We start from the raw sequence: 20081 nt of genomic DNA on the forward strand, positions 1-20081 counted from the left end.
GGCAAAACGGCCCCGGATATCGCCGCAAACCGGTCCCGGTACCGGTCGAAAACCGGGATGGATCACCGCCTTTTACGGGACAAAAAAAACTTTACGTCATACCGGCGAAACGGTATACTAAAGGTATAGCAATTATGAAATCCGGTTTCATCTAATGAAACCATATCGGCCGGGGCGACCCGGCTACCCTAACGTTAAGGAGGCATCCACCCATGTCCAAAAAGGACCATTTCAGCGTCCGGACACAGCTTGCCGTAGGCGGCAAGCCGTACCACTACTACAGCCTGAAAGCGTTGGAGGGCAAAGGCTTCGCCAATATCGACCGGCTGCCGTTCTCCATTAAAGTGCTGCTCGAAGCCGCCGTGCGCCAATTCGACGGCCGCGCCATTACGAACGAACACGTTAAGCAAATCGCAGGCTGGGCCGAAGGCCGCGACGACAATAAAGAAATTCCGTTCATTCCCGCCCGTATCGTGCTGCAGGACTTCACCGGCGTGCCGGTCGTCGTCGACCTCGCGGCGATGCGCGCCACGATGAAGCGGACCGGCGGCGATCCGAAGCGGATCAATCCGCTCGTGCCGGTCGATCTCGTCATCGACCACTCCGTCATGGTCGACGCGTTCGGCAGCAAGGAAGCGCTCGAGTATAACATGAAGGTCGAATTCGAGCGCAACGAAGAGCGGTACCGGTTCCTCCGTTGGGCGCAAACCGCGTTCGACAACTTCCGTGCCGTTCCTCCGGCGACCGGTATCGTGCACCAGGTCAACCTCGAGTACTTGGCGTCCGTCGCCGCTACGAAGACGGTTGACGGCGAAACCGAAGTATACCCGGACTCCCTCGTCGGCACCGACTCGCATACGACGATGATCAACGGTCTCGGCATCGTCGGCTGGGGCGTAGGCGGTATCGAAGCCGAAGCCGGCATGCTCGGCCAGCCGCTCTACTTCGTCACGCCGGAAGTAATCGGCTTCAAGCTGACGGGCAGTCTGGCCGAGGGCGCGACGGCGACCGACTTGGCGCTGACCGTCACGCAAATTTTGCGCAAAAAGGGCGTCGTCGGCAAATTCGTCGAGTTTTTCGGCTCCGGCCTCAGCAACATCAGCTTGGCGGACCGCGCGACCGTCGCCAACATGGCTCCGGAATACGGCGCCACGATCGGCTTCTTCCCGGTCGACGCCGAAACGCTCAACTACTTGCGCAGCACCGGCCGCTCCGAAGAGCAAATCGCGCTCGTCGAAGCGTACTATAAAGAGCAAGGCATGTTCCGTACGGACGAAACGCCGGATCCGGTATTCACCGATACGATCGAGCTCGACCTGTCGACGATCGTGCCGAGCTTGGCCGGTCCGAAACGCCCGCAAGACCGCGTCGAATTGACGGCGATGAAGGAATCGTTCAACACGATTCTCCGCACGCCGATCGATAAGGGCGGCTACGGCTTGTCCGAAGAGAAGATCGAGCAGACCGCGGAAGTGAAGCACCCGAACGGCGAAACGACGAAGCTCGGAACCGGCGCCGTCGTCATCGCGGCGATCACGAGCTGTACGAACACGTCCAACCCGAGCGTTATGCTGGGTGCGGGTCTCGTCGCCAAGAAGGCGGTTGCTCGCGGCCTGAAGAAACCGGCCTACGTGAAAAGCAGCTTGACGCCGGGCTCGCTCGTCGTTACCGAATATTTGCAAAAAGCGGGCTTGATCGAGCCGCTCGAGGCGCTCGGCTTCCACGTCGCCGGCTACGGCTGCGCCACTTGTATCGGCAACAGCGGTCCTTTGCCGGACGAAGTAAGCCAAGCGATCGCCGACAACGACTTGACCGTCGCCGCCGTCCTGTCCGGCAACCGGAACTTCGAAGGCCGCGTACACGCCCAAGTGAAGGCGAACTACTTGGCGTCGCCGCCGCTCGTCGTCGCTTACGCGCTCGCCGGCACGGTCAATATCGACCTGGCCAACGATCCGATCGGCTACGATCAGAACGACCAGCCGGTTTACTTGAAAGACATTTGGCCGACCAACGACGAAATCAAGGAAGCGATCGGCACGGCGCTCACGCCGCAAATGTTCCGCGACAAATACGAGAACGTCTTTACGCAAAACGAACGCTGGAACCAAATTCCGGTTCCGCAAGGCGAGCTGTACGAGTGGGACGAGAAATCGACGTATATCCAAGAGCCGCCGTTCTTCATCGATCTCGGCGAAACGATCGGCGATATCGGCGAAATCCGCAGCGCCAAAACGCTCGCGCTCATGGGCGACTCCGTCACGACGGACCATATCTCGCCTGCGGGTAACATTAAGGTGGATAGCCCGGCCGGCAAATATTTGCTCGAGCACGGCGTGAAGAAGGAAGACTTCAACTCGTACGGCTCCCGCCGCGGCAACCACGAAGTCATGATGCGCGGCACGTTCGCCAACATCCGGATCCGCAACCAAGTCGCTCCGGGCACCGAAGGCGGCGTGACGACGTACTTGCCGACGGGCGAAGTGATGTCGATCTACGACGCGTCGATGCAGTACCAAGGCGAGAACACGAACCTCGTCGTCATCGCCGGCAAAGAGTACGGCACCGGCAGCTCCCGCGACTGGGCGGCCAAAGGCACATTCCTGCTCGGCGTCAAGGCGGTCATCGCCGAAAGCTTCGAGCGGATCCACCGCTCCAACCTGGTCGGCATGGGCGTTCTGCCGCTGCAGTTCCCGGAAGGACTCGGCTGGAAAGCGCTCGGCATTACCGGCCGCGAGACGTTCGACATTACGGGCCTCGACAACGGCGTACAGCCGGGGCAAACGGTCCGCGTCCAAGCGACCCGCGAAGACGGCTCGACGTTCGAGTTCGACGCGATCGTCCGTCTGGACAGCATGGTCGACGTCGACTACTACCGCAACGGCGGCATTCTGCAAACGGTGCTTCGCCAGTTGATCAAGGAAAGCAAGTAAAGACAAAAAGCCGAAGCTCGGGACTCCCGGGCTTCGGTTTTTTTTGATCATATGACGGTTAGTTTGACTCCGTTTCGGCCAAACGCTTGATTTCCGCTTCCGAAATGCCCGTCACTTTGGCAATCATGGCGGGGCTTATGTTTTCCTTCAACATGCTGAGGGCGACTTCGAGCTTGCCTTCGAGCAAGCCTGCGGCCCTTCCTCGCGCTTCTCCGCGAGCTTCGCCTTCCGCGATCAGGCTGTTGCGCTCGATCAGCGAATGCTCTCGCGCCTCGTACAGGCGGATCGTTTCTTCGTCGCTGCTCAGCCACTCCAGCCGCTCTTCCGTCTTTCCGATGATCGGATCCATCCGTATCAGCTCCTTCAATTGATCGTCCGGCAGCTTCTCGTCCAGAAACAGGAGCCACCGGTGCAGCGGGTCCTCCAAATTTTTGCGGACCGCTTTGAATTTCGGGTATTCGATGAAGTGAACCTCCATCGCATCCGTCAGCATAAAATGATCTTCATGGTCTTCGTAAAAATGAAACGTGCTGTGGAATCGTTCCAGCTCGAACAAGTTGAAATCGACTATGTTGATCGTAATCGTTTTCTTCAATTCTTCGAACCTGCCTCCGGCCTTGATCGATTCGACGTAAAGCTTGCCTAAGTAAAACAAGGTTCGCCGGGGCATATTCCGGTAGTTAGTCAGCTGCACCTCGATATTGATCTGAACCCGATCCGCCGTCTCCGCCCTAACGTCGAGCCTACCCGTCTTGTCGTCGATCAGCTTTTTGGTCAGCTGTTTGTTGTCGATTACGGTCAGCGCAACGATCCGCTGCGGGCCCTCCAAGCGCAATATGGCGTTCAGCAGCGCCATCAAGCTTTCTTTCGTATCCTGTTCCCCGAACAACCGCTGAAAGATGAAATCGTTTTTCGGCTTGAGCCGCCTGACCGTCATCGCGGACGCCCCTTTTATCGGCTTGATTTGTCTTTATTATACCACAGCGGCACGGGAGTTCTAACGGCAAAAAGGCCGCGAAAATGTTCGCAGCCTCCTCCCTGTCCGACGGCCTTACCCCTTCAGCGAAACGACCATGTCGACCTCGGTCGAAGCGCCGAGGGGCAGCGTATGTATGCCGAGCGCGGCCCGCGCATGCTTGCCCGCCTCCCCGAATACGCCGATCAGCAGCTCGCTGGCCGCGTTCATGATCGCGGGGTGCTCGGTTACGTGCTCGGCACAGCTCAAATAGCCGGTCACTTTCAAGATCTTGTCCACCCGCTCCAGGCCGACTTCTTTGTCGAGCGATTCGAGGCAGTTGACGGTCGACAGCGCGGCCGAAAGCTTGCCTTCCTCGATCGTGACGTCGGCGCCGATCCGTCCTTTGTACGCCAGCTCCCCTCCGGAAAATGCGACATGCCCGGACACGTAAGCGACGTTCCCATCAACCCGTACCGACATAATCAGACCCGGCGGCTTGACGGTCGGATCCGGCTTCCACCCCAGCTTCGTTTTCACAGCTTCGTATTGTTGACGATCCATATCTCCTTCTCCTCCATCAGTAAAGTAAACACACTTATTCGACAATCCTTCCATGAAGCCCCTGCTGGATAACCCCATCCCGGATCGCGAAACGCCCGTTGACCAACACGTGCTCCACGCCTTCGGGAGCCAGTCGCGGTTCGGCGAACGTCGCCCGGTCCCGGATTTCGGTCTCGTCGAAGACGACGATGTCGGCGTACAGGCCCGGAGCGAGCTTCCCGCGCCGTTTGATGCCGAACCGCTCGGCGGGGTACGCGGTCATTTTGCGGACGGCTTGCTCGAGCGTCAGCCATCCGTTTTCCCGCACGATCCGCCGGAAGATGTTCGGATACGAGCCGAAGCCGCGCGGGTGAGGCTTCGCTCCGGCATAAATGCCGTCGGTGCCGACCATATGGAGCGGATGCTTGAACGTCGGCTCCAAATAGGGGTACCGTTCCTCCGGCCAATGGAAAATCATGAGCGACGGATATTCGGTATGGACGATCAGGTCGCAAATGAAATCCGTCAAGCCGATACCGAGCTCCCGGCGCACCTCGCCCAGCAGCTTTCCTTCCCACGTTGTCGCATCGGTCAGCCAATCGGGCGGCGAGGAGCCGATAACGATCTGACCCTGCTCCCAGTCCGAACGAACCCTTCCCACGGAAGCGAAACGGATCCGCTCCTCGGGAAAAGCCCGTTCCACCTCGGCTTCGATCCGTTTGCGGAACGCCGGATCCGCGAGCCGCTCCCGCACCTGCTTCGGCGTGCCGGCTTGCGCGGCTTCCGGCAAATTCAGCAGCAGATGCGTGCTGCCGGCGGGGTACGGGTACATGTCGAAGCTGATGTCGGCGCCAAGCTTGCCGCCCCGATCCAGCTCCGAGGCCGCGGCCGGATCGACCGTCAAATGCGAAATATGGACGGGGATGTCGGCCTGCAGCCCGATGGCGAACGTCTCTTCGCAGCCGATCGTCACCTTGTCCGCATAGCCGCGCTGGTGCGCGACATAGATGCCGCCGTAGGCGGCAGCCGCCCGGGACAAGGCGACGAGCTCGCGCAGATCGGCGCGGCGCATCGGCTCGTATTCGAGCCCCGTCGCCAGCGCTTTGGCGCCGCGCTCCATCCATTCGCGGACGAGCCGGTCCATCCGGCCGATCTCCTCGTCGGTCGCCGCCCGCGTCTCCCATCCCAGCACCGCCTGCCGGACCGAGCCGTGTGGCGCCTGCAGCACGAGATTCGAAGGCAGGTTTCCCCGGAACAACGCCAAGAAATCGTCCAGTGACAGGTCCCGTCCCTCTTCGATGAAACCGTCTTCATAAAACGGCCGAAGATACTGCTTCATCTCCCCCAACCGGGTCCGGTCGAGCGGCGCCCAAGAGAAGCCGTCCGGCGAAGCCAGTTGGGTCGTCACACCCATGCGCAGCGGAGCGTACCGATCGGGGCCGCCGAGCAGCGCCAGCTCCGAATGGACGTGAACGTCGATGAACCCCGGGCATACCGCCTTGCCCGCGGCGTCGACGATGTCCTCCGCCTCCGCCCCGCTCAAATCGCCGATCGCGACGATCTCGTCCCCGACGATGCCGACGTCGCCCTTCCTTCGCCCCGCCCCGGTGCCGTCGACGATCCAGCCGCCGCGGATGATCCGATCGAATACCATGCGGAAACATGCCTCCCCTTACGGATTTGCCGATCGTTTCGTCTTGTTTCGCATGTGCTGTCATCTCCACCTTAACCGGGAGGCCGAACGAAGTCAATGCGCGGTTTGCGCCTCCACGACAAACCGTATCCCCGGGTCGTACAGCCCGTTCGGCATTCGCGCATATTTCGTTCCATATTACGGAATAGTAACGTTCGAAGGGGGTGGAAATCGTGGAAGATAACGCCCGCGAACGCGAGCCTACGCTGGCTCCCGGCATGAACACGAGCGACCCGCTGGAGGAACGGGCTTCCGAGGAGGACGTCCGGCGCGGCAATTCGACGGAGGTAACCCGATTGTATCTCGATCGAACCCCGGATGAATAACGGAGCCGATCGGACGCCGAAGAAGGAAGCCGAGGACCGCGACCAGCACGTTCAGTCGAATGCGTCCATCGTCGAGCACTTGCTCACCAATCAAATTCCGAAAGACAAGTCCCGCGAGATGAACAATAATTAGGAAGGAGCCGAACCCGATGTCCGACAACCGTAACGATCGTCCGGGCGACAATCGCGAAGAGGAACGCGCCTCCGCTTGCGAAACGCCCGAAGTAGCCCAAGTTGCCGCGCCGTCCGACTTGGAGGACGGCATCGTCGAGCTGGCCGACAAGGATACCTATATCGACGAGCCGTAATCGGGGACGACAAAAAGAGCCGGAGCTGTTCTCCGACTCTTTTCCCGTTGTCCGCCTTATTCCCCGGACAAGCTGCTTTCCTTCAAAATGACGTCGTGCGCGCCGCCTTCGACGATGCTCGTGGCGGAGACGAGCGTGATGCGCGCCTTGCGCTGCAGCTCCTCGATCGTCAAGGCGCCGCAGTTGCACATCGTCGACTTGATTTTGCCGATCGTCTTGTCCAAGTTTTCCTGAAGTCCCCCGGCGTACGGCACGTACGAATCGACGCCCTCCTCGAACAGCAGCGTCTGCTTGCCGCCCGTGTCGTACCGCTGCCAGTTGCGCGCCCGGTTCGAGCCTTCGCCCCAAAACTCCTTGACGAAATTGTTGCCGACCTTGAGCTTCCGCGTCGGGCTTTCGTCGAAGCGGGCGAAATACCTCCCCATCATGACGAAATCGGCGCCCATCGCCAAAGCGAGCGTAATATGGTAGTCGTGCACGATGCCGCCGTCCGAGCAGATCGGAATGTAAATGCCCGTCTCGGCATAATATTCGTCCCGCGCCTCCACGACCTCGATGAGCGCCGACGCTTGGCCGCGCCCGATCCCTTTTTGCTCGCGCGTAATGCAGATGGAGCCCCCGCCGATGCCGACCTTCACGAAGTCCGCACCCGACTCCACCAAGTACAGAAATCCTTCGCGGTCGACGACGTTGCCCGCGCCGATCGGAACGCCGAAGTTCGACTTGACGTACTGCAGCGTCTCCCGCTGGTATTCGGTATAGCCGTCCGACGAGTCGATGACGAGCACGTCCACCCCGGCGGCGACGAGCGCCGGCACCCGCTCCTCGTAATCCTTCGTATTGATGCCCGCGCCGACGATGTAGCTTTTGTTGGCGTCGAGCAGTTCGTACGGATTTTCCTTGTGCGCGTCGTAGTCTTTGCGGAAGACGAGATAGTCCAGATGCTGCCGCTCGTTGACGATCGGCAGGCAGTTCAGCTTATGCTCCCAGATGAGATCGTTCGCCTCGGAAAGCGTGATCCCCGATTTGCCGTAAATGAGCGAGGAGAACGGCGTCATGAAGTCCCGTACCGGCTTGTCGAGCGGATCCCGGCTCGTCCGGTAGTCGCGGCTCGTCACGATGCCGAGCAGCTTGCCGGTCGGCGTACCGTCGTCCGTAACGGCCGCCGTCGAATGCCCGGTTCGCTGCTTCAAGTCGAGCACGTCCCGAAGCGTATGGTCGGGCGTCAGGTTCGAGCGGCTGACGACGAAGCCCGCCTTGTGCCCCTTCACCTTGCGCACCATGGCGGCCTGCTCCTCGACCGGCTGCGAGCCGAAAATAAAAGAAATTCCGCCGCACCGCGCCAAGGCGACCGCCATATTATGGTCGGATACCGCCTGCATGACCGCGGATGAGAACGGAATGTTCAAGGAAACGGACGGCTGCTCGCCCCGTTTGAACTTGACGATCGGCGTTTTCAAGCTGACGTTCCCCGGATGACAGTCCTTCGTCGTCAAATTCGGCACCAGCAAAAATTCGCTGAACGTCCGCGACGGTTCCTTGTAATAGTAAGCCACTGGTCTACCCCCTAGTCGTGTTTTGGAATAAATTTTTGCAATCATACCACACGATTCGGAAAGAATCAACGGGTGTTTGAGCGTTCGGGCCGGTTGCGGACAAAGGAACGGGAACGGCCCGCAGGGCGCATTCGTTGCGCCGGAGCGGGCCGTTCCCGTATCCCGTATGAAAGTCGCGCTTAGGCCGATCCTCGCCGGCCGGTAATGAGCGAGATGAGGAACAGCACGAGAAAGACGAAGAACAACACCTTCGCGATCGACGCCGCCGCCGCGACGATGCCGCCGAAGCCGAAAATCGCGGCCACGATGGCGACGATAAGGAAAAACGCTGCCCAGCTTAACATATGCATCACCTGTCCTTTGCGGGGTTAGGGTGTCCGGCACCGCCGGTACGTCCTATTACCCCCGCCCGTCCGAGATGAAACAAACGCTACAGCTTGAACCGCTCGACGACGCGCTGCAGCTGCTCCGCCATCCGGGCCAGCGCCTCGGCCGCGCCGTTGATCTCCTCCATCGAGGCCAGCTGCTCCTGCGAGGAAGCCGCCACCTGCACATAGCTGCCGCTCGCTTCCCGGAAGCTGTCGGCCATCTCCTGCGCCGACGCCGCGACCTGCTCCGAGCTCGCCGACATTTGCTCCGTAATCGACGAGATGTCCTGGATTTGGCCCACGACGTCCAGCGTCGATTTCTCGATTTGCCGGAAGGCGCTCTCCGCCTGAAGCACGACGGCGATGCCGTCGGCGGCCTCCCGCACCCGCTTGTCCATCTCCGCCGACGCCCGTTCCATCAACGCGTTCATTTCGGCGATGACCGTATGGATATCGTCGGCCGTCCGGCTGGACCGGTCGGCGAGCTTCCGCACTTCGTGCGCCACGACGGCGAAGCCTTTGCCCTGCTCGCCCGCCCGCGCGGCCTCGATCGCGGCGTTCAAGGACAGCAGGTTCGTCTGCCCGGCGATGTCGGCGATCGCCTCGTTCATCTCCCGGATGCTGGCGGACAAATTCGTCAGCTCGCGGATCGTCCCCGCCAGCCCGTCGATCGAATCGCGGAGCGCGGTCATTTGCCGCTTGACCTGCTGCACCGTTTCGCCGCCGTTATGGACGTCCTCCTCCGTTTTCGACGACGTCTCGACGATGACATGGGCCGATTCCGCGATCCGCTGCACGCCGATGGACATCTCCTCCATCACGCGGGCCGTCTCCTGGGCGCGCTGCGTCTGCGTGTCCATGCTTCTGGCGGCGTTCTGTATCGATCCGGCGATGCGCTCCGCGGCTTGCGACGTCTGCCCGGTGCCGGCCGTCATTTCCTCCGACGAAGCGGCCAGCTGGCTCGACGTCTCGCTCAGCTCCAGCAGGACGTGCCGGAGCGATTCGGTCATCCGGTTGAAGCTTTCGGCCAGACGGCCGAACTCGTCGCCGGAGCGAATCGGAATCGTCTCCGTCAAGTCGCCGCCGCTGACGCGGGCGGACGCCTCCGTCAATTGCCGGAGCGGGCTCGTGATCGAGCGGATGATGAAAAAGATCAGGACGGCGCCGACCGACAAGGCCGAGACGATGACGATGACCGTATTGTGCAAAATCGGCGCGGTCGCGATGCCGACCTCGCGCACCTCCATCGTACCGACGATTTTCCAGCCGGTCGTCGGGTTCGTCGCGTAAGCCGCCCGCTTCGCATTGCCGTTCAGTACATATTCGACGACGCCGGCGTCCCCCTTCAATATTTCCTCATAATGCGCCCCTTCGGCCGCCTTGCCGGCCTCGTTCGTCGGATGGACGAGAAACTTGCCGGTGCGGTCCAGCACATAAACGTAGCCTTCGGTGCCGATCTTCACGTTCTTGACGATTTCGGCCAGCTTCTGCAAGCTCAAGTTCACGCCGACGACGCCCTTCCCGTCCTGCAGCGTTTTGGCTACCGTCACGACGACGTTGCCCGACGTAACGGACACGTACGGGTCGGTAACGACGACTTGGCCGGGCGACTGCATCGTCTGCTTGTACCAATCCCGGGTACGGGGATCGTACTCCTGGGCCCCCGGGTCCGGCGATTTCATCCAGGCCCCGTTCTCGTTGCCGAGCGTCAGCAGCTCCAGCTCCGGATGCTTCGACGTAAAGCCGTCGACGAGCTGCCGGGCTTGGTGGTCCTTCCGGTCGATCATCGCCGAGGAAAGCTGGCCGGCCAGCATATCCACGTCCTGCATTTCCAGCTGGATATATTGCCGGATCGTCTGGTCGACGAGCTCAACGTTTTCGGCGGCGGAGCCGATCAACCGGTCGGCGATGCTGCCGGCGGCGGTCCGGTACGAAATCGTGCCGATCAGCGTGCCGGGAACGAGCAGCAAGAGGAGAAACGAGGCGATCAAGCGGTTTTTTACGGTCAGCAGGACCGTCCGTTTCTTGCGGGTAGGGTTGGCGGAATCTGGGTTCAACTTCAATTCGTCTCCTGTTCTAGTCATATAGTCGTTAGTCGTTTAACAACTTACATATTTCGACAATTTCCGTAGATTTCCTCTCCCTTTCTGTCCAAATGAAAAAAAATTTCGTCAATACCGCATTCCGATGCCTTCCGCGCCCCCGTTCCGTTTCGGCTCCTCCGTGTTTCATCCGTAGTAAATGCGGGTAAAGGATTCGTAGAACGGCAATTCTCCCCCACAAGGGGACACGACAAGGAGGCGTTTCGCATGAACGGGAAAGCTTTCGTAAGAGTGGTCGACAGCGGCTCGAAGGCGATGGAGGAAATCCATCAGCTGCACCGCCAAGGGTATTTGCCGGAAGACATTTACGTACTCGCTCACGATCGGGACCGCACCGAGTATTTGGCCGGAGCGGCCGATGTGAATACGATCAGCGTCGAAGAGGAAGGGCTTATCCGCAGCGTGGCCAATTGGTTCCGCTCGCGGGGCGACGAGCTCCGCGCCAAGCTCGAGGCGATGGGCCTGTCCCGCCGCGAGGCCGAGGAATACGAGGCCGAGCTCGACCGCGGCAAAGTCCTCGTCATGGCGAGAAGCCGGACGGCCGACCGCATGCTGTAGCCGCTTGCCCCATAAGGGACAAGCCCGCTCTCCGGGCCGCAGGACGGCAAGGAACGGGAGCCTCGCGCTCCCGTTCCTTGCTGTCGTTTTTTGCGATATGGACAGCTTTTCGCCGGATGGGCTAGTATGAAAGCAGAATGAAAAAGGAGATAGCAAGCCAATGCGGATACTCGTAGTGGACGACAATCCGACGAACTTGATGGTCGTCCGGGAAATGCTCAAGAAAGCGGGGTACGCCCAAATCGAAACGGCCGCGTCGGCCGGCGATATGTTCAGGCTGCTCCGGATCGAGGACTCGGCGACGCCCGCGGCGACGTCCTACGATCTGATCCTGCTCGACATGATGATGCCCGGCATCGACGGCATCGAAGCGTGCCGGAGGCTGCAGCAGTCCGAAGCGATGCGCGACGTGCCGGTCATCATGGTGACCGCCGTGGGCGATTCGAACAAGCTGGCCGAGGCGCTCGACGCCGGCGCCAGCGACTTCGTCACGAAGCCGATCAACCGGATCGAGCTGCTGGCGCGCATCCGGGCGGCGCTGCGCCTGAAGGCGGAGAAGGATTGGCACAAGGAACGGGACCGCCGGCTGCGCGAGGAGCTCGAGCTGGCCCGCCAAGTGCAGGCGTCGGTGCTCCCCTCTCCGGTCGACGGCGATCGGCTGACGATTCGGGGACTGTATCGCCCCGCGGACGATTTGGCCGGCGATCTGTACGCCTGGTACGCGATCGACCGGAACCGGTACGGCATCGCGATCGTCGACGCGATGGGCCACGGCATCTCGTCGTCGCTCGTCTGCATGTTCGTCGCGTCGGCGCTGCGCGACACGATCCTGACGCGCGTCGATCCGGAGCCGGTCGTGCGCGAGCTGAACCGCCGCACGACGGCGCTGCAATTTTCCAATCCGCTCATCCACTATTATTTCACCTGCCTGTACGCGGTCGTCGATACGGCGCGCGGCACGGTCGAGTACGTCAATGCCGGCCATCCCCCGGGACTGCTCGTCCGGGCCGACGGATCGCCGCCGGAGACGCTCGAGCGAAGCTGCCAGGCCGTCGGCCTGTTCGAGCGGATCGAGATCGTCAAGAGGACGCTCGACATTCGGGCGGGAGACCGGCTGTTCCTTTATACGGACGGCGTGCCGGAGACGATCGACGCGGAAGACGGGGAACGGACGGATGCGCTGTTCGACGTTCTGCGCCGGTTCGGCTCCGATCTGCAGGAGCTGGAAAGCCGGTTTTTCGGCGAACGCGTCCCGGACAAGCGCGAGGATGATCGCTGTCTGGTCGTCGTCGAAGTGAGAAAAGGAGCGGGCGAATCGTGAAAATCAAAACGAAGCTGGTCATGGGCTACGGTCTGATGGTCGCGCTTCTGATCGTCATTACGACGATCGGCTACGAGCGGATGGCCAAGATGAACGACACGATGGAGCGGTTCTACGAAATGCGCTACGCCAAAGTGAAAACGACGTCCAGCATTCATGGCGACGTCAACACGGCCGCCCGCGAAATCAACAACGTCCTGCTCGATCCCGACGGCCCCCGGAGCCGGTTCGATATGATTCACGAGTCGATCGAATCCGTCATCAGGCAATTGGCCGAGCTGCAGGGCCGGGTGCAGGAGCCGGCGGAGCAGCAGTTGGTCGACGCCGCCGTCCGCGACGCCGAGAAGTTTCGCGTCTTCAAGGACAACGTGCTCTCGATGCTGCTGGAGGGACGGATGGATGCTGCGCTCGAGTATCGCGAGACGGTCGGCAACGACACGCAAAAGGCGTTTCTCGGCAGCCTCGAAAGCTTGTCCGGCTACCACCAGCGCGCGCTCGATGCCGAAATCGCCGACTCGCAGGCGATGTACCGCCAATCCGTCAGCGCCACCGCCGTCCTGACCGTCGCCGGCATCATTCTCGGGCTGTGCATCATGCTGTGGGTCATTCCGAGCATTACGCGCGGGCTGAACCTGCTGACCGGCATGGCCAAGAAATTCGGCCAAAATCGGCTCCGCTCCCTCATGCGCCTCGATGTGCAGGCGAAGGACGAGCTCGGCCAGCTCGCCCGCGTCTTTCAGCGGATCGCGATGGACCTGCACGCCAAAAACGAGGTCGAGGCGAAATACCATATGGCCAAGGAAGAGCAGGCGTGGATGAATACGCACATGGCCCGCATTACGGAGCTGCTCGAGGACGTTACCGCCGTGGAGCAGGTGGCGCAGACGTTCATCAGCGAATTCGCCCCCGTGCTCGGCGCCCAGTACGGCGCCATCTATCTGTACGACGCGCTGCGCCGCTCGGACGCTCTCGAGCTGAGAGGCGTTTACGCCGCCGGCGGCGAGGAGATCGATATCGTCCGCTCGTTCCGCACCGGACAAGGACTCGTCGGCCAATGCGCCAAGGACGGCAAGCCGATGGTCGTCGACGGCGTGCCCGACCACTACGTGCGCATCCGTTCGGGCTTGGGCGAGACGGTGCCGTCGCAGCTGCTGCTCAAGCCGATCCGCTTCCGCGGGGAGGTGATCGGGGTAATCGAGCTCGCCTCGCTCCAGCCGTTCACGTTCATCCAGCGCGAGCTGCTGAAGCAGCTGGCGGAGAAGCTCGGGACGATCTTGAGCACGATCCACGACCGGCTGCGCGTCGAGGAGCTGCTCCGGCAGTCGCAGGCGCTCGCCGAGGAGCTGCTGGCCTCCAATGAGAAGCTCGAGGAGCAGACGCGGCAGCTGAAGCGCTCCGAGGAGCTGCTGCAGAAGCAAAGCTTGCAGCTGCTCGAGGCGAAGGAGGCGGCCGAGCTCGCTTCGCGGGCGAAGAGCGAATTTCTTGCGGTCATGAGCCACGAAATCCGCACCCCGATGAACGGCGTCACCGGCATGACCGATTTGCTGCTCGAATCCGACCTGACGGACGAGCAGCGGGAATACGCCCGCATGATCCGCAAAAGCATGGACGCCCTGCTCACCGTCATGAACGACATTCTCGACTTTACGAAGATGGAGTCGGGCCGGATGGAGCTGGAGGAGCAGCCGTTCCAGCTGGAAGCGTGCATCGCCGACGCGGCGGACCTGTTCCGCGCGGAGGCGGCGAAGCGCGAGCTGGAGCTGGTCGCCGATCTCGCGCCGGACGTGCCGCCGTTCATCGTCGGCGATCCCGCCCGGCTTCGTCAGGTGCTCGCCAACTTGATCGGCAACGCGGTGAAGTTTACGGAGCGGGGCGGCGTCTACGTGCTCGTCAGCCTCCTCGACCGGGGCGGTTCGATCGGGCCGGACGCACCCGACGAGCGAATACTCGAATTCGCCGTCAAGGATACCGGCATCGGCATACCCGAAGGCAAGGAAGGCAAGCTGTTCCGCCCGTTCTCGCAGCTGGACGCGTCCATGTCGCGGCGGTACGGGGGAACCGGCCTCGGGCTCGCCATCTGCAAATCGCTCGTCCAGCTGATGGGCGGCCAAATCCGGATCGAGCCGGGCGAGCCGGACGGCGCACTGTTCGTCTTCACGATCCGCGTGAAGACGTACGACGACGCCGACGACGCCCTGCTCGCGCGCCGCGAGGCGGCCGCGGCTGCGGCCCAGGCGGCCCGGCCGGCGGCGCTCGTCGCCGACGTCCGGCCGTACCGCGCCCGGCTCGCCGCCGCGCAGCTGCGCCAGCTCGGCTACGCCGCCGCCACCGTCGCCGACGCGGGCGGCGGGGCCGGCGCGCTCGCCGATGCGGCGCGGCACGCCGGCGCGGCCGTCGTCGCCGTCGGCGCCGGCGTGCCGGACGCGGCGGAGCTGGCCCGCGCCGCCGCCGCCGAAGGGCGCGCGGCCGTGCTCGTCGCGGACGGCGACGCCGAGCCGCACGGCGAGTCGCCGCCGGCGGCGGAAGACGGCGGCGCGGTGCGGCTGCTGCGCGGGCCGCTGACGGTCGCGGCCTGGCGGGAGGCGCTCGCGCCGGAGCCGCCGCGGGCGGACGAGACGGCCGTGCGCCGGATACGCGCGCTCGACGGCGAAGACGCCCCATAGCAAAAAATGGAGCCGCGCATCGGCTCCATTTTTTAACTTCCTGAAAAGATTTACGAATGGCTACATCGCCCGCTCCATCGCCCGGATCAAGTCGAGACTGCTCAGATAATAAGGAACGTTCATCCGTTTGAGCAAGAACGGACTGTCGCTCAAATCGGAAACGCCGCTGTCTACGGTAAGGCTGAACTTGAAGCCCAAATGCCGGATCACGCTCTCCGCCGTCGAATTGTAAATCCCGTAGGGATACGTATAGACGATCGCTTCATTGCCGATGCGTTCCTCGATCAAGCCTTTGATCCGGAGCGTGTCGGCCGTAAACCGTCCGGCATAGTCGGTCTCGCTTTCCTTCGCGTAAGGAGCCGCGCCGTGTTCCGAATCCGATTGATTGTGCAGGTCGAAGGAGTGGCATTGAATGTCCACCACCCCGGAGTCGTACATCTCCTTGCCCTGCTCCCATGTAAAATGGCGGGTGATCGGAGTGACGCCGTCCTTATGGTACTCCCTGCCCACCGACCACCCGATGATCGAGACCGTCGCCTTTGCGTTCATTTCCTTCAAGATCGGATATGCCCATTCATAAGTGCTGTAATATCCGTCGTCTATCGTAATCAATACCGGTTTGTCCGGCAATCGGGCGCCGCCTCGCCGCGCCCGGTCGATGTCTTTGAAGAAGATGGGGGAATACCCGTACTGGCGAAGCACGCTCAGATCGCTGCGGAATTTGTCCGGCGAGACGGTGTCGTGCCCCCATTGTTCCGGTTCCGGACGGATCTCGTGATACATTAGGATAGGAATGTACAGCGGGCTCTTCGTTCTCCCGTCCGGCTCGAAGCTGACGACAACCGTTCCGACTAGGAGCGGGATCAGGAGCAAGAGCGCGATCTTTCTTTTTTTCTCCAAACTAAGCTTTACCATCGTGTTTACCTTCTGCGGACAGGGGACTCGCTCCTTTCGCTATATATGCAGCATGGCTATATGCCGAGTGTAGTCGCTGGCCCGATTCCGATCAATGGCGAATCCGATATCGAAACGATAGGCTCAATCGATCGTTTGCCGCGTCCCGCGTCGGCCGATCAAGCCGCCTTCGTTCGAAAAAAGCGCAAAACAAAAGCGGGCGCGCGGCCCGCCAAAATACGTCAAATGCCCCGCCGTATTACCGGAACAGCGGGAAGACGTAGCGAACGAGGAAGTATAACGCTCCGAAGAAGATGACGATGTAAGCCGCGTAACGGATGAAGGTGGCCGCGACGAGGCTCGGCTCCGACCGTTTCTCCACGTTCGTTTTCTCGATTTCGACGTTGCGGTTTTGTTGGATCGCCATAATAATCGCTTCCTTTCCGTGTGGTTTGGTTTGATTACCGGCTTGCTTTTCGTTACCCCGAACGGCGGAGCTTCAAACGTTTTCGCGCGTACAAGCGATCGCCTGTTTCAAAGCTCTGCGCTGTGGTTAAATAGAGAAAGTAGAGTACGGACAAGGAGATGATCGAACGTGACGATGAATCCATCCGACAAATTGCGCCTGCGTACCGAGACGAAGGAAGGCCGGTGCACCGTATACATAAGCGGCGAGCTCGATCTCGAGGTCGCTTCCCAAATGCGGGCCGCCATGGAGCCGCTCGTCGAGCTGTGCGACCGGATTTTGACGCTGAACCTGAAGGAGCTCCGCTACATCGACAGTACGGGGATCGGCATTCTCATCTCGGTGCTGAAGGCGCGGCACGCCCGCAGCGGAGCGTTTACGGTGGAGGCGGTGCCTTCGCATATCCGCAAGCTGTTCGATATGACGGGCATAACTCCCTTTTTGAACGAAACCGGCCCTTCGGCCGCCCAAGCCCACTGAGAAAGGAACGATACGTGAACGATGAAATCCGTTGAACCGACTGTCACCCTTCGCGTTCCGGCCGCGGCCGAATATGTCGATCTGGTCCGGCTGACGCTGTACGGCGTCGCCTCGAAAATCGGATTTTCGTACGAGGATATCGAGGATATGAAAGTCGCCGTCTCCGAAGCTTGCAACAACGCGGTGCTTCACGCCTACGAGGAGGCCGGCTTCATGGAGATCCGCTTTACCGTTCGGGAAGGGGCCCTCTCCATCTCGGTGAAGGACGAAGGCCGCAGCTTCGAGCCCCGCGTGCCGAGCGCGGACGCCCCCGCCCTTCTCGGCAAATCGATCGACGACCTTCAAGCCGGCGGGCTCGGCTTATTTCTCATGCAGGCGCTTATGGACGACGTGGAGGTACACGGCGGCGACGGCGGCGGCACCGAGGTCATATTGACGAAACGTCTCGCGAGGAGTGAGGAGATGGCATGAGCGCGAACCCGGCATGGCCTTCCCCGAATGCTCCGGCGGCGATGCTGCTCGATTACCAGCGGAACCCGACGGAGGATTTGGCGACAGCGCTCATCCGGCACTACGAACCGATGGTCAAGATGGCGGCGGGGAAAATGTCCCGGAACCGTCCGGATTTGTTCGAGGACTTGAGCCAGGTCGGTCGAATGGCGCTGCTGCGCCTGTTCGACCAGTTCGATGCCGGCATGGGCAGCCCTTTCGAACCTTACGCCATGAAGAGCATAATCGGGCATATGAAAAATTATTTGCGGGACAAGTCCTGGTACGTCCAGGTCCCCCGACGGATCAAAGAAAAGGGAGCGCTGCTGCAGCAAGCCGTGGACGAGCTGACCGTCCGGCTGGAGCGCTCCCCCAATGTCGAGGAAATCGCCGGCCATCTCGGCTTGTCGTACGAGGAGACGATGGAGGTGTTCGCCGGACGGGAGCTGTACCATTACGTCTCGCTCGATACGCCCGTCTCGGAGGACGATTCGGCATCCACGCTAGGCGACTTGATCGGCTCTCCCGCGGACGAGTACGACGCCGTCGAGAACCGGATGGATATAACGGCGGCCTTGGAGAAGCTGAAGCCGGAGGAGCGCAAGGTGGTACAGCTCGTCTACGAGGCGGGGCTGTCGCAGCGGGCGATCGCGGACAAGCTCCACGTCTCGCAAATGAGCGTCTCCCGCATCCTGAAGCGGGCGACGGATCGATTGAAAGCGCTGCTCGTCGGGGAAGACCCGTAGAGCGGCGAACCGAACGGGCGCGTGACGCCTCCCGGCTACGTCCGGAGGCGGACGCGCCTTTCGTGTGCAAGGCTGTTCGAAGCTGGAATAGGAGTGATGGCGATGAATGCGACTCCGAACAAAGGAGCGGAAGCCGGGGCTAACCGCAGCTGGCAATGGATCCGGCAGGTTGTCGGCCGTATGGACGGGATCGAGCCCGCGGCGGCGGCGAACCCCGATGACGGCGGGCCGCGCGAGGGCCGGGAGCCGGACGTCAATGCGGCCGTCGTCACGGAAACGCCGGACGGCGAGCCGCTTCTGCACGGCACGCTCGTCTGCGGACGTTCGCCCGGCGGCGGCGAAGGCTGGGCCGTTCATTTCCGCGTGACGGAACGGCGGCTCGTCACCCGGTATTCGGACGGCTTCCCCGCGTACCGGCTGGAGCAGGCGCCTTGGAAGCGCAGGCTCGACCGGTGCGCCGGCGGCCACGAGGCGTTCGCCGTGCTGCTCGCTTTTGCGGCGGAGCCGCTCCATGCCGGGCTGGACGGGTACGAGTCCCGTCTCGGCGAGCTGGAGCAGGCGATGCGCGGACGCAACCGGAAGGTGCTCATGAACCGGGTGCTCGAGCGGCGGCACGAGCTGATCGAGTGGAGCTTGAAGCTCGCCCCGCTGCGGGAGTTCGCGGACGCGCTGCACGAGACGTTTCTCGACGACGTCGCCGAACGCCCGGAATATCGCCGGCTCGTGCTGAAGCTGGAGCGGATCGGCAGACTGCTCCGCCGGTACGAGGACGAGCTCGATACGCTGCTGGCGATGGACGATGCGGTGTCATCGTACCGCGGCAACGAAATCATGAAGACGCTGACGATCTTTACGGCGCTCTGTACGCCGGCGACCGTCATCGGGGCGCTGTGGGGCATGAATTTCGACAAGCTGCCCTTGGCCGGATGGGCGTACGGCTTTCCGGCTTCCTGCGCGGCGGTCGCGCTACTGACCGCGGTCGTCTACGTCTGGCTGTGGCGCAAAGGGTGGACCGGCGAGCTGCTGCGCGGACGGCGCTCGGGCCTATAGCCGGGCGAACCGTCATGATTCCGACGGAAGCCTTCTCCGAAAACGATCCGGCGGAAGCCGGAAACGGTTTCAAGCCCGCGCAAACCGGTTAATGATAAATACGCGACAGACAGCTGTCACCCAAACTTTCGATAGGCGGTGAACGTTTATGACGATCAAACACCGAATTCGTTGTTTCGACAGTGAGGTACTGGTTTGCGCTGCCGACCGCGCATACAACGTCAACATCCAGACGACGAGCAATCCGCTCGGCTTCGGACGTACGCTGGCGGCGTTCGAGACGCTGGAAAGCGCCGTGGAGGCGGCGGAGCACTTCTGTCTGGCGTACCGGATCGCGAAGGAGCATGGCTACTACTTGAAGGATAACGAGCTGGTCCGCCACGAGCGGGAGCCGATCGCCGTCCGCTGGGTGATGGAGAGGCGATGGTCCGGCGAGGAATGGATCGAAGTGCTGACTCGGGGCGCCGGAGTCCGGTAACCGGACGGACGGCGTAAAGCGCGTCAGAGAAGCGGGTCCGACGGGCCCGCTTCTTTGTGTGCCGGCGCGTGGGACGCCGGCAGACTGGTACTCGCTGTCGAAGGATGAACCGCCCGCCGCTACGGAAAACGGCGGGACGGCACGGAGAGGTATAA

Annotated in this window: 20 protein-coding genes; 12 read left to right on the forward strand and 8 right to left on the reverse strand. The window is 61.8% G+C overall.

Features of this window, described 5'->3' with window-relative positions:
* Nucleotides 1-212 precede the first annotated feature (212 nt).
* Entirely contained in the window at nt 213-2930 is a 2718-nt protein-coding gene (gene acnA / locus DLM86_RS28220; protein ID WP_110843403.1) for an aconitate hydratase AcnA, read from the forward strand.
* Nucleotides 2931-2988: 58 nt separating this feature from the next.
* On the opposite strand, the gene DLM86_RS28225 is transcribed toward acnA, so the two are convergent.
* From DLM86_RS28225 to DLM86_RS28235, 3 genes are all read right to left on the reverse strand, one after another.
* Nucleotides 2989-3867, reverse strand: a complete 879-nt coding sequence (locus DLM86_RS28225) for an Rpn family recombination-promoting nuclease/putative transposase (RefSeq protein ID WP_110843404.1) — start codon at nt 3865-3867, stop codon at nt 2989-2991.
* 114 nt (nt 3868-3981) lie between these two features.
* A complete protein-coding gene (locus tag DLM86_RS28230; RefSeq protein WP_158289695.1) occupies nt 3982-4449 on the reverse strand; it encodes a RidA family protein in 468 nt (155 codons plus the stop codon).
* A gap of 34 nt (nt 4450-4483) precedes the next feature.
* Nucleotides 4484-6082: an N-acyl-D-amino-acid deacylase family protein gene (locus DLM86_RS28235; RefSeq protein WP_110843406.1), complete on the reverse strand. Its 1599-nt coding sequence runs from the start codon at nt 6080-6082 to the stop codon at nt 4484-4486.
* 212 nt (nt 6083-6294) lie between these two features.
* Between DLM86_RS28235 and DLM86_RS32245 the strand changes: the two genes are divergently transcribed.
* From DLM86_RS32245 to DLM86_RS32255, 3 genes are read left to right on the forward strand one after another with little or no spacing between them, the layout of a single operon-like run.
* Complete coding sequence (locus DLM86_RS32245; protein WP_158289696.1) at nt 6295-6447, forward strand: hypothetical protein; 153 nt, start codon at nt 6295-6297, stop codon at nt 6445-6447.
* The gene (locus DLM86_RS32250; RefSeq protein WP_158289697.1) at nt 6440-6580 is read left to right on the forward strand and encodes a hypothetical protein; all 141 of its coding nucleotides are present in this window, start codon (nt 6440-6442) and stop codon (nt 6578-6580) included. Before DLM86_RS32245 ends, DLM86_RS32250 begins: the two co-directional genes overlap by 8 nt.
* 16 nt (nt 6581-6596) lie before the next feature.
* Nucleotides 6597-6755 (forward strand): hypothetical protein, encoded by a 159-nt coding sequence (locus tag DLM86_RS32255; RefSeq protein ID WP_158289698.1) that lies wholly within the window; start codon nt 6597-6599, stop codon nt 6753-6755.
* Between the two features lie 56 nt (nt 6756-6811).
* Here the strand turns inward: DLM86_RS32255 and DLM86_RS28240 are convergent, their stop codons facing one another.
* The 3 genes from DLM86_RS28240 to DLM86_RS28250 form a co-directional block, all read right to left on the reverse strand.
* Nucleotides 6812-8311 (reverse strand): IMP dehydrogenase, encoded by a 1500-nt coding sequence (locus DLM86_RS28240; RefSeq protein ID WP_110843407.1) that lies wholly within the window; start codon nt 8309-8311, stop codon nt 6812-6814.
* A 179-nt stretch (nt 8312-8490) separates the two neighbouring features.
* Nucleotides 8491-8655 (reverse strand): DUF1328 domain-containing protein, encoded by a 165-nt coding sequence (locus DLM86_RS28245; RefSeq protein ID WP_110843484.1) that lies wholly within the window; start codon nt 8653-8655, stop codon nt 8491-8493.
* An 86-nt stretch (nt 8656-8741) separates the two neighbouring features.
* Nucleotides 8742-10736, reverse strand: a complete 1995-nt coding sequence (locus DLM86_RS28250) for a methyl-accepting chemotaxis protein (RefSeq protein ID WP_158289699.1) — start codon at nt 10734-10736, stop codon at nt 8742-8744.
* A gap of 252 nt (nt 10737-10988) precedes the next feature.
* On the opposite strand from DLM86_RS28250, the gene DLM86_RS28255 reads away from it, so the two are divergent.
* From DLM86_RS28255 to DLM86_RS28265, 3 genes are all read left to right on the forward strand, one after another.
* A complete protein-coding gene (locus DLM86_RS28255) occupies nt 10989-11339 on the forward strand; it encodes a YflT domain-containing protein (protein ID WP_110843409.1) in 351 nt (116 codons plus the stop codon).
* A 160-nt stretch (nt 11340-11499) separates the two neighbouring features.
* Nucleotides 11500-12660 (forward strand): PP2C family protein-serine/threonine phosphatase, encoded by a 1161-nt coding sequence (locus DLM86_RS28260; RefSeq protein WP_110843410.1) that lies wholly within the window; start codon nt 11500-11502, stop codon nt 12658-12660.
* Nucleotides 12657-15323: an ATP-binding protein gene (locus DLM86_RS28265; protein WP_110843411.1), complete on the forward strand. Its 2667-nt coding sequence runs from the start codon at nt 12657-12659 to the stop codon at nt 15321-15323. Before DLM86_RS28260 ends, DLM86_RS28265 begins: the two co-directional genes overlap by 4 nt.
* 60 nt (nt 15324-15383) lie before the next feature.
* On the opposite strand, the gene DLM86_RS28270 is transcribed toward DLM86_RS28265, so the two are convergent.
* Together DLM86_RS28270 and DLM86_RS32260 are read right to left on the reverse strand one after the other, a co-directional pair.
* A complete protein-coding gene (locus DLM86_RS28270; RefSeq protein ID WP_110843412.1) occupies nt 15384-16238 on the reverse strand; it encodes a polysaccharide deacetylase family protein in 855 nt (284 codons plus the stop codon).
* Between the two features lie 238 nt (nt 16239-16476).
* A complete protein-coding gene (locus DLM86_RS32260) occupies nt 16477-16644 on the reverse strand; it encodes a hypothetical protein (protein ID WP_158289700.1) in 168 nt (55 codons plus the stop codon).
* A gap of 168 nt (nt 16645-16812) precedes the next feature.
* Between DLM86_RS32260 and DLM86_RS28275 the strand changes: the two genes are divergently transcribed.
* The 5 genes from DLM86_RS28275 to DLM86_RS28295 all read left to right on the forward strand — a co-directional run bounded on the left by DLM86_RS28275 (nt 16813) and on the right by DLM86_RS28295 (nt 19926).
* On the forward strand, nt 16813-17163 hold the full coding sequence (locus DLM86_RS28275) for an STAS domain-containing protein (protein ID WP_425454005.1): 351 nt from the start codon (nt 16813-16815) through the stop codon (nt 17161-17163).
* Nucleotides 17164-17184: 21 nt separating this feature from the next.
* Nucleotides 17185-17634 (forward strand): anti-sigma B factor RsbW, encoded by a 450-nt coding sequence (gene rsbW / locus DLM86_RS28280; protein WP_110843413.1) that lies wholly within the window; start codon nt 17185-17187, stop codon nt 17632-17634.
* A complete protein-coding gene (locus DLM86_RS28285; RefSeq protein ID WP_110843414.1) occupies nt 17631-18398 on the forward strand; it encodes a sigma-70 family RNA polymerase sigma factor in 768 nt (255 codons plus the stop codon). Before rsbW ends, DLM86_RS28285 begins: the two co-directional genes overlap by 4 nt.
* A 102-nt stretch (nt 18399-18500) precedes the next feature.
* Entirely contained in the window at nt 18501-19448 is a 948-nt protein-coding gene (locus DLM86_RS28290) for a magnesium transporter CorA family protein (protein ID WP_158289701.1), read from the forward strand.
* A 148-nt stretch (nt 19449-19596) separates the two neighbouring features.
* The gene (locus DLM86_RS28295; RefSeq protein WP_110843416.1) at nt 19597-19926 is read left to right on the forward strand and encodes a hypothetical protein; all 330 of its coding nucleotides are present in this window, start codon (nt 19597-19599) and stop codon (nt 19924-19926) included.
* The last annotated feature ends 155 nt before the right edge of the window (nt 19927-20081 follow it).

This window comes from Paenibacillus flagellatus, assembly GCF_003217775.1.
Lineage (GTDB): Bacteria > Bacillota > Bacilli > Paenibacillales > NBRC-103111 > Paenibacillus_AB > Paenibacillus_AB flagellatus.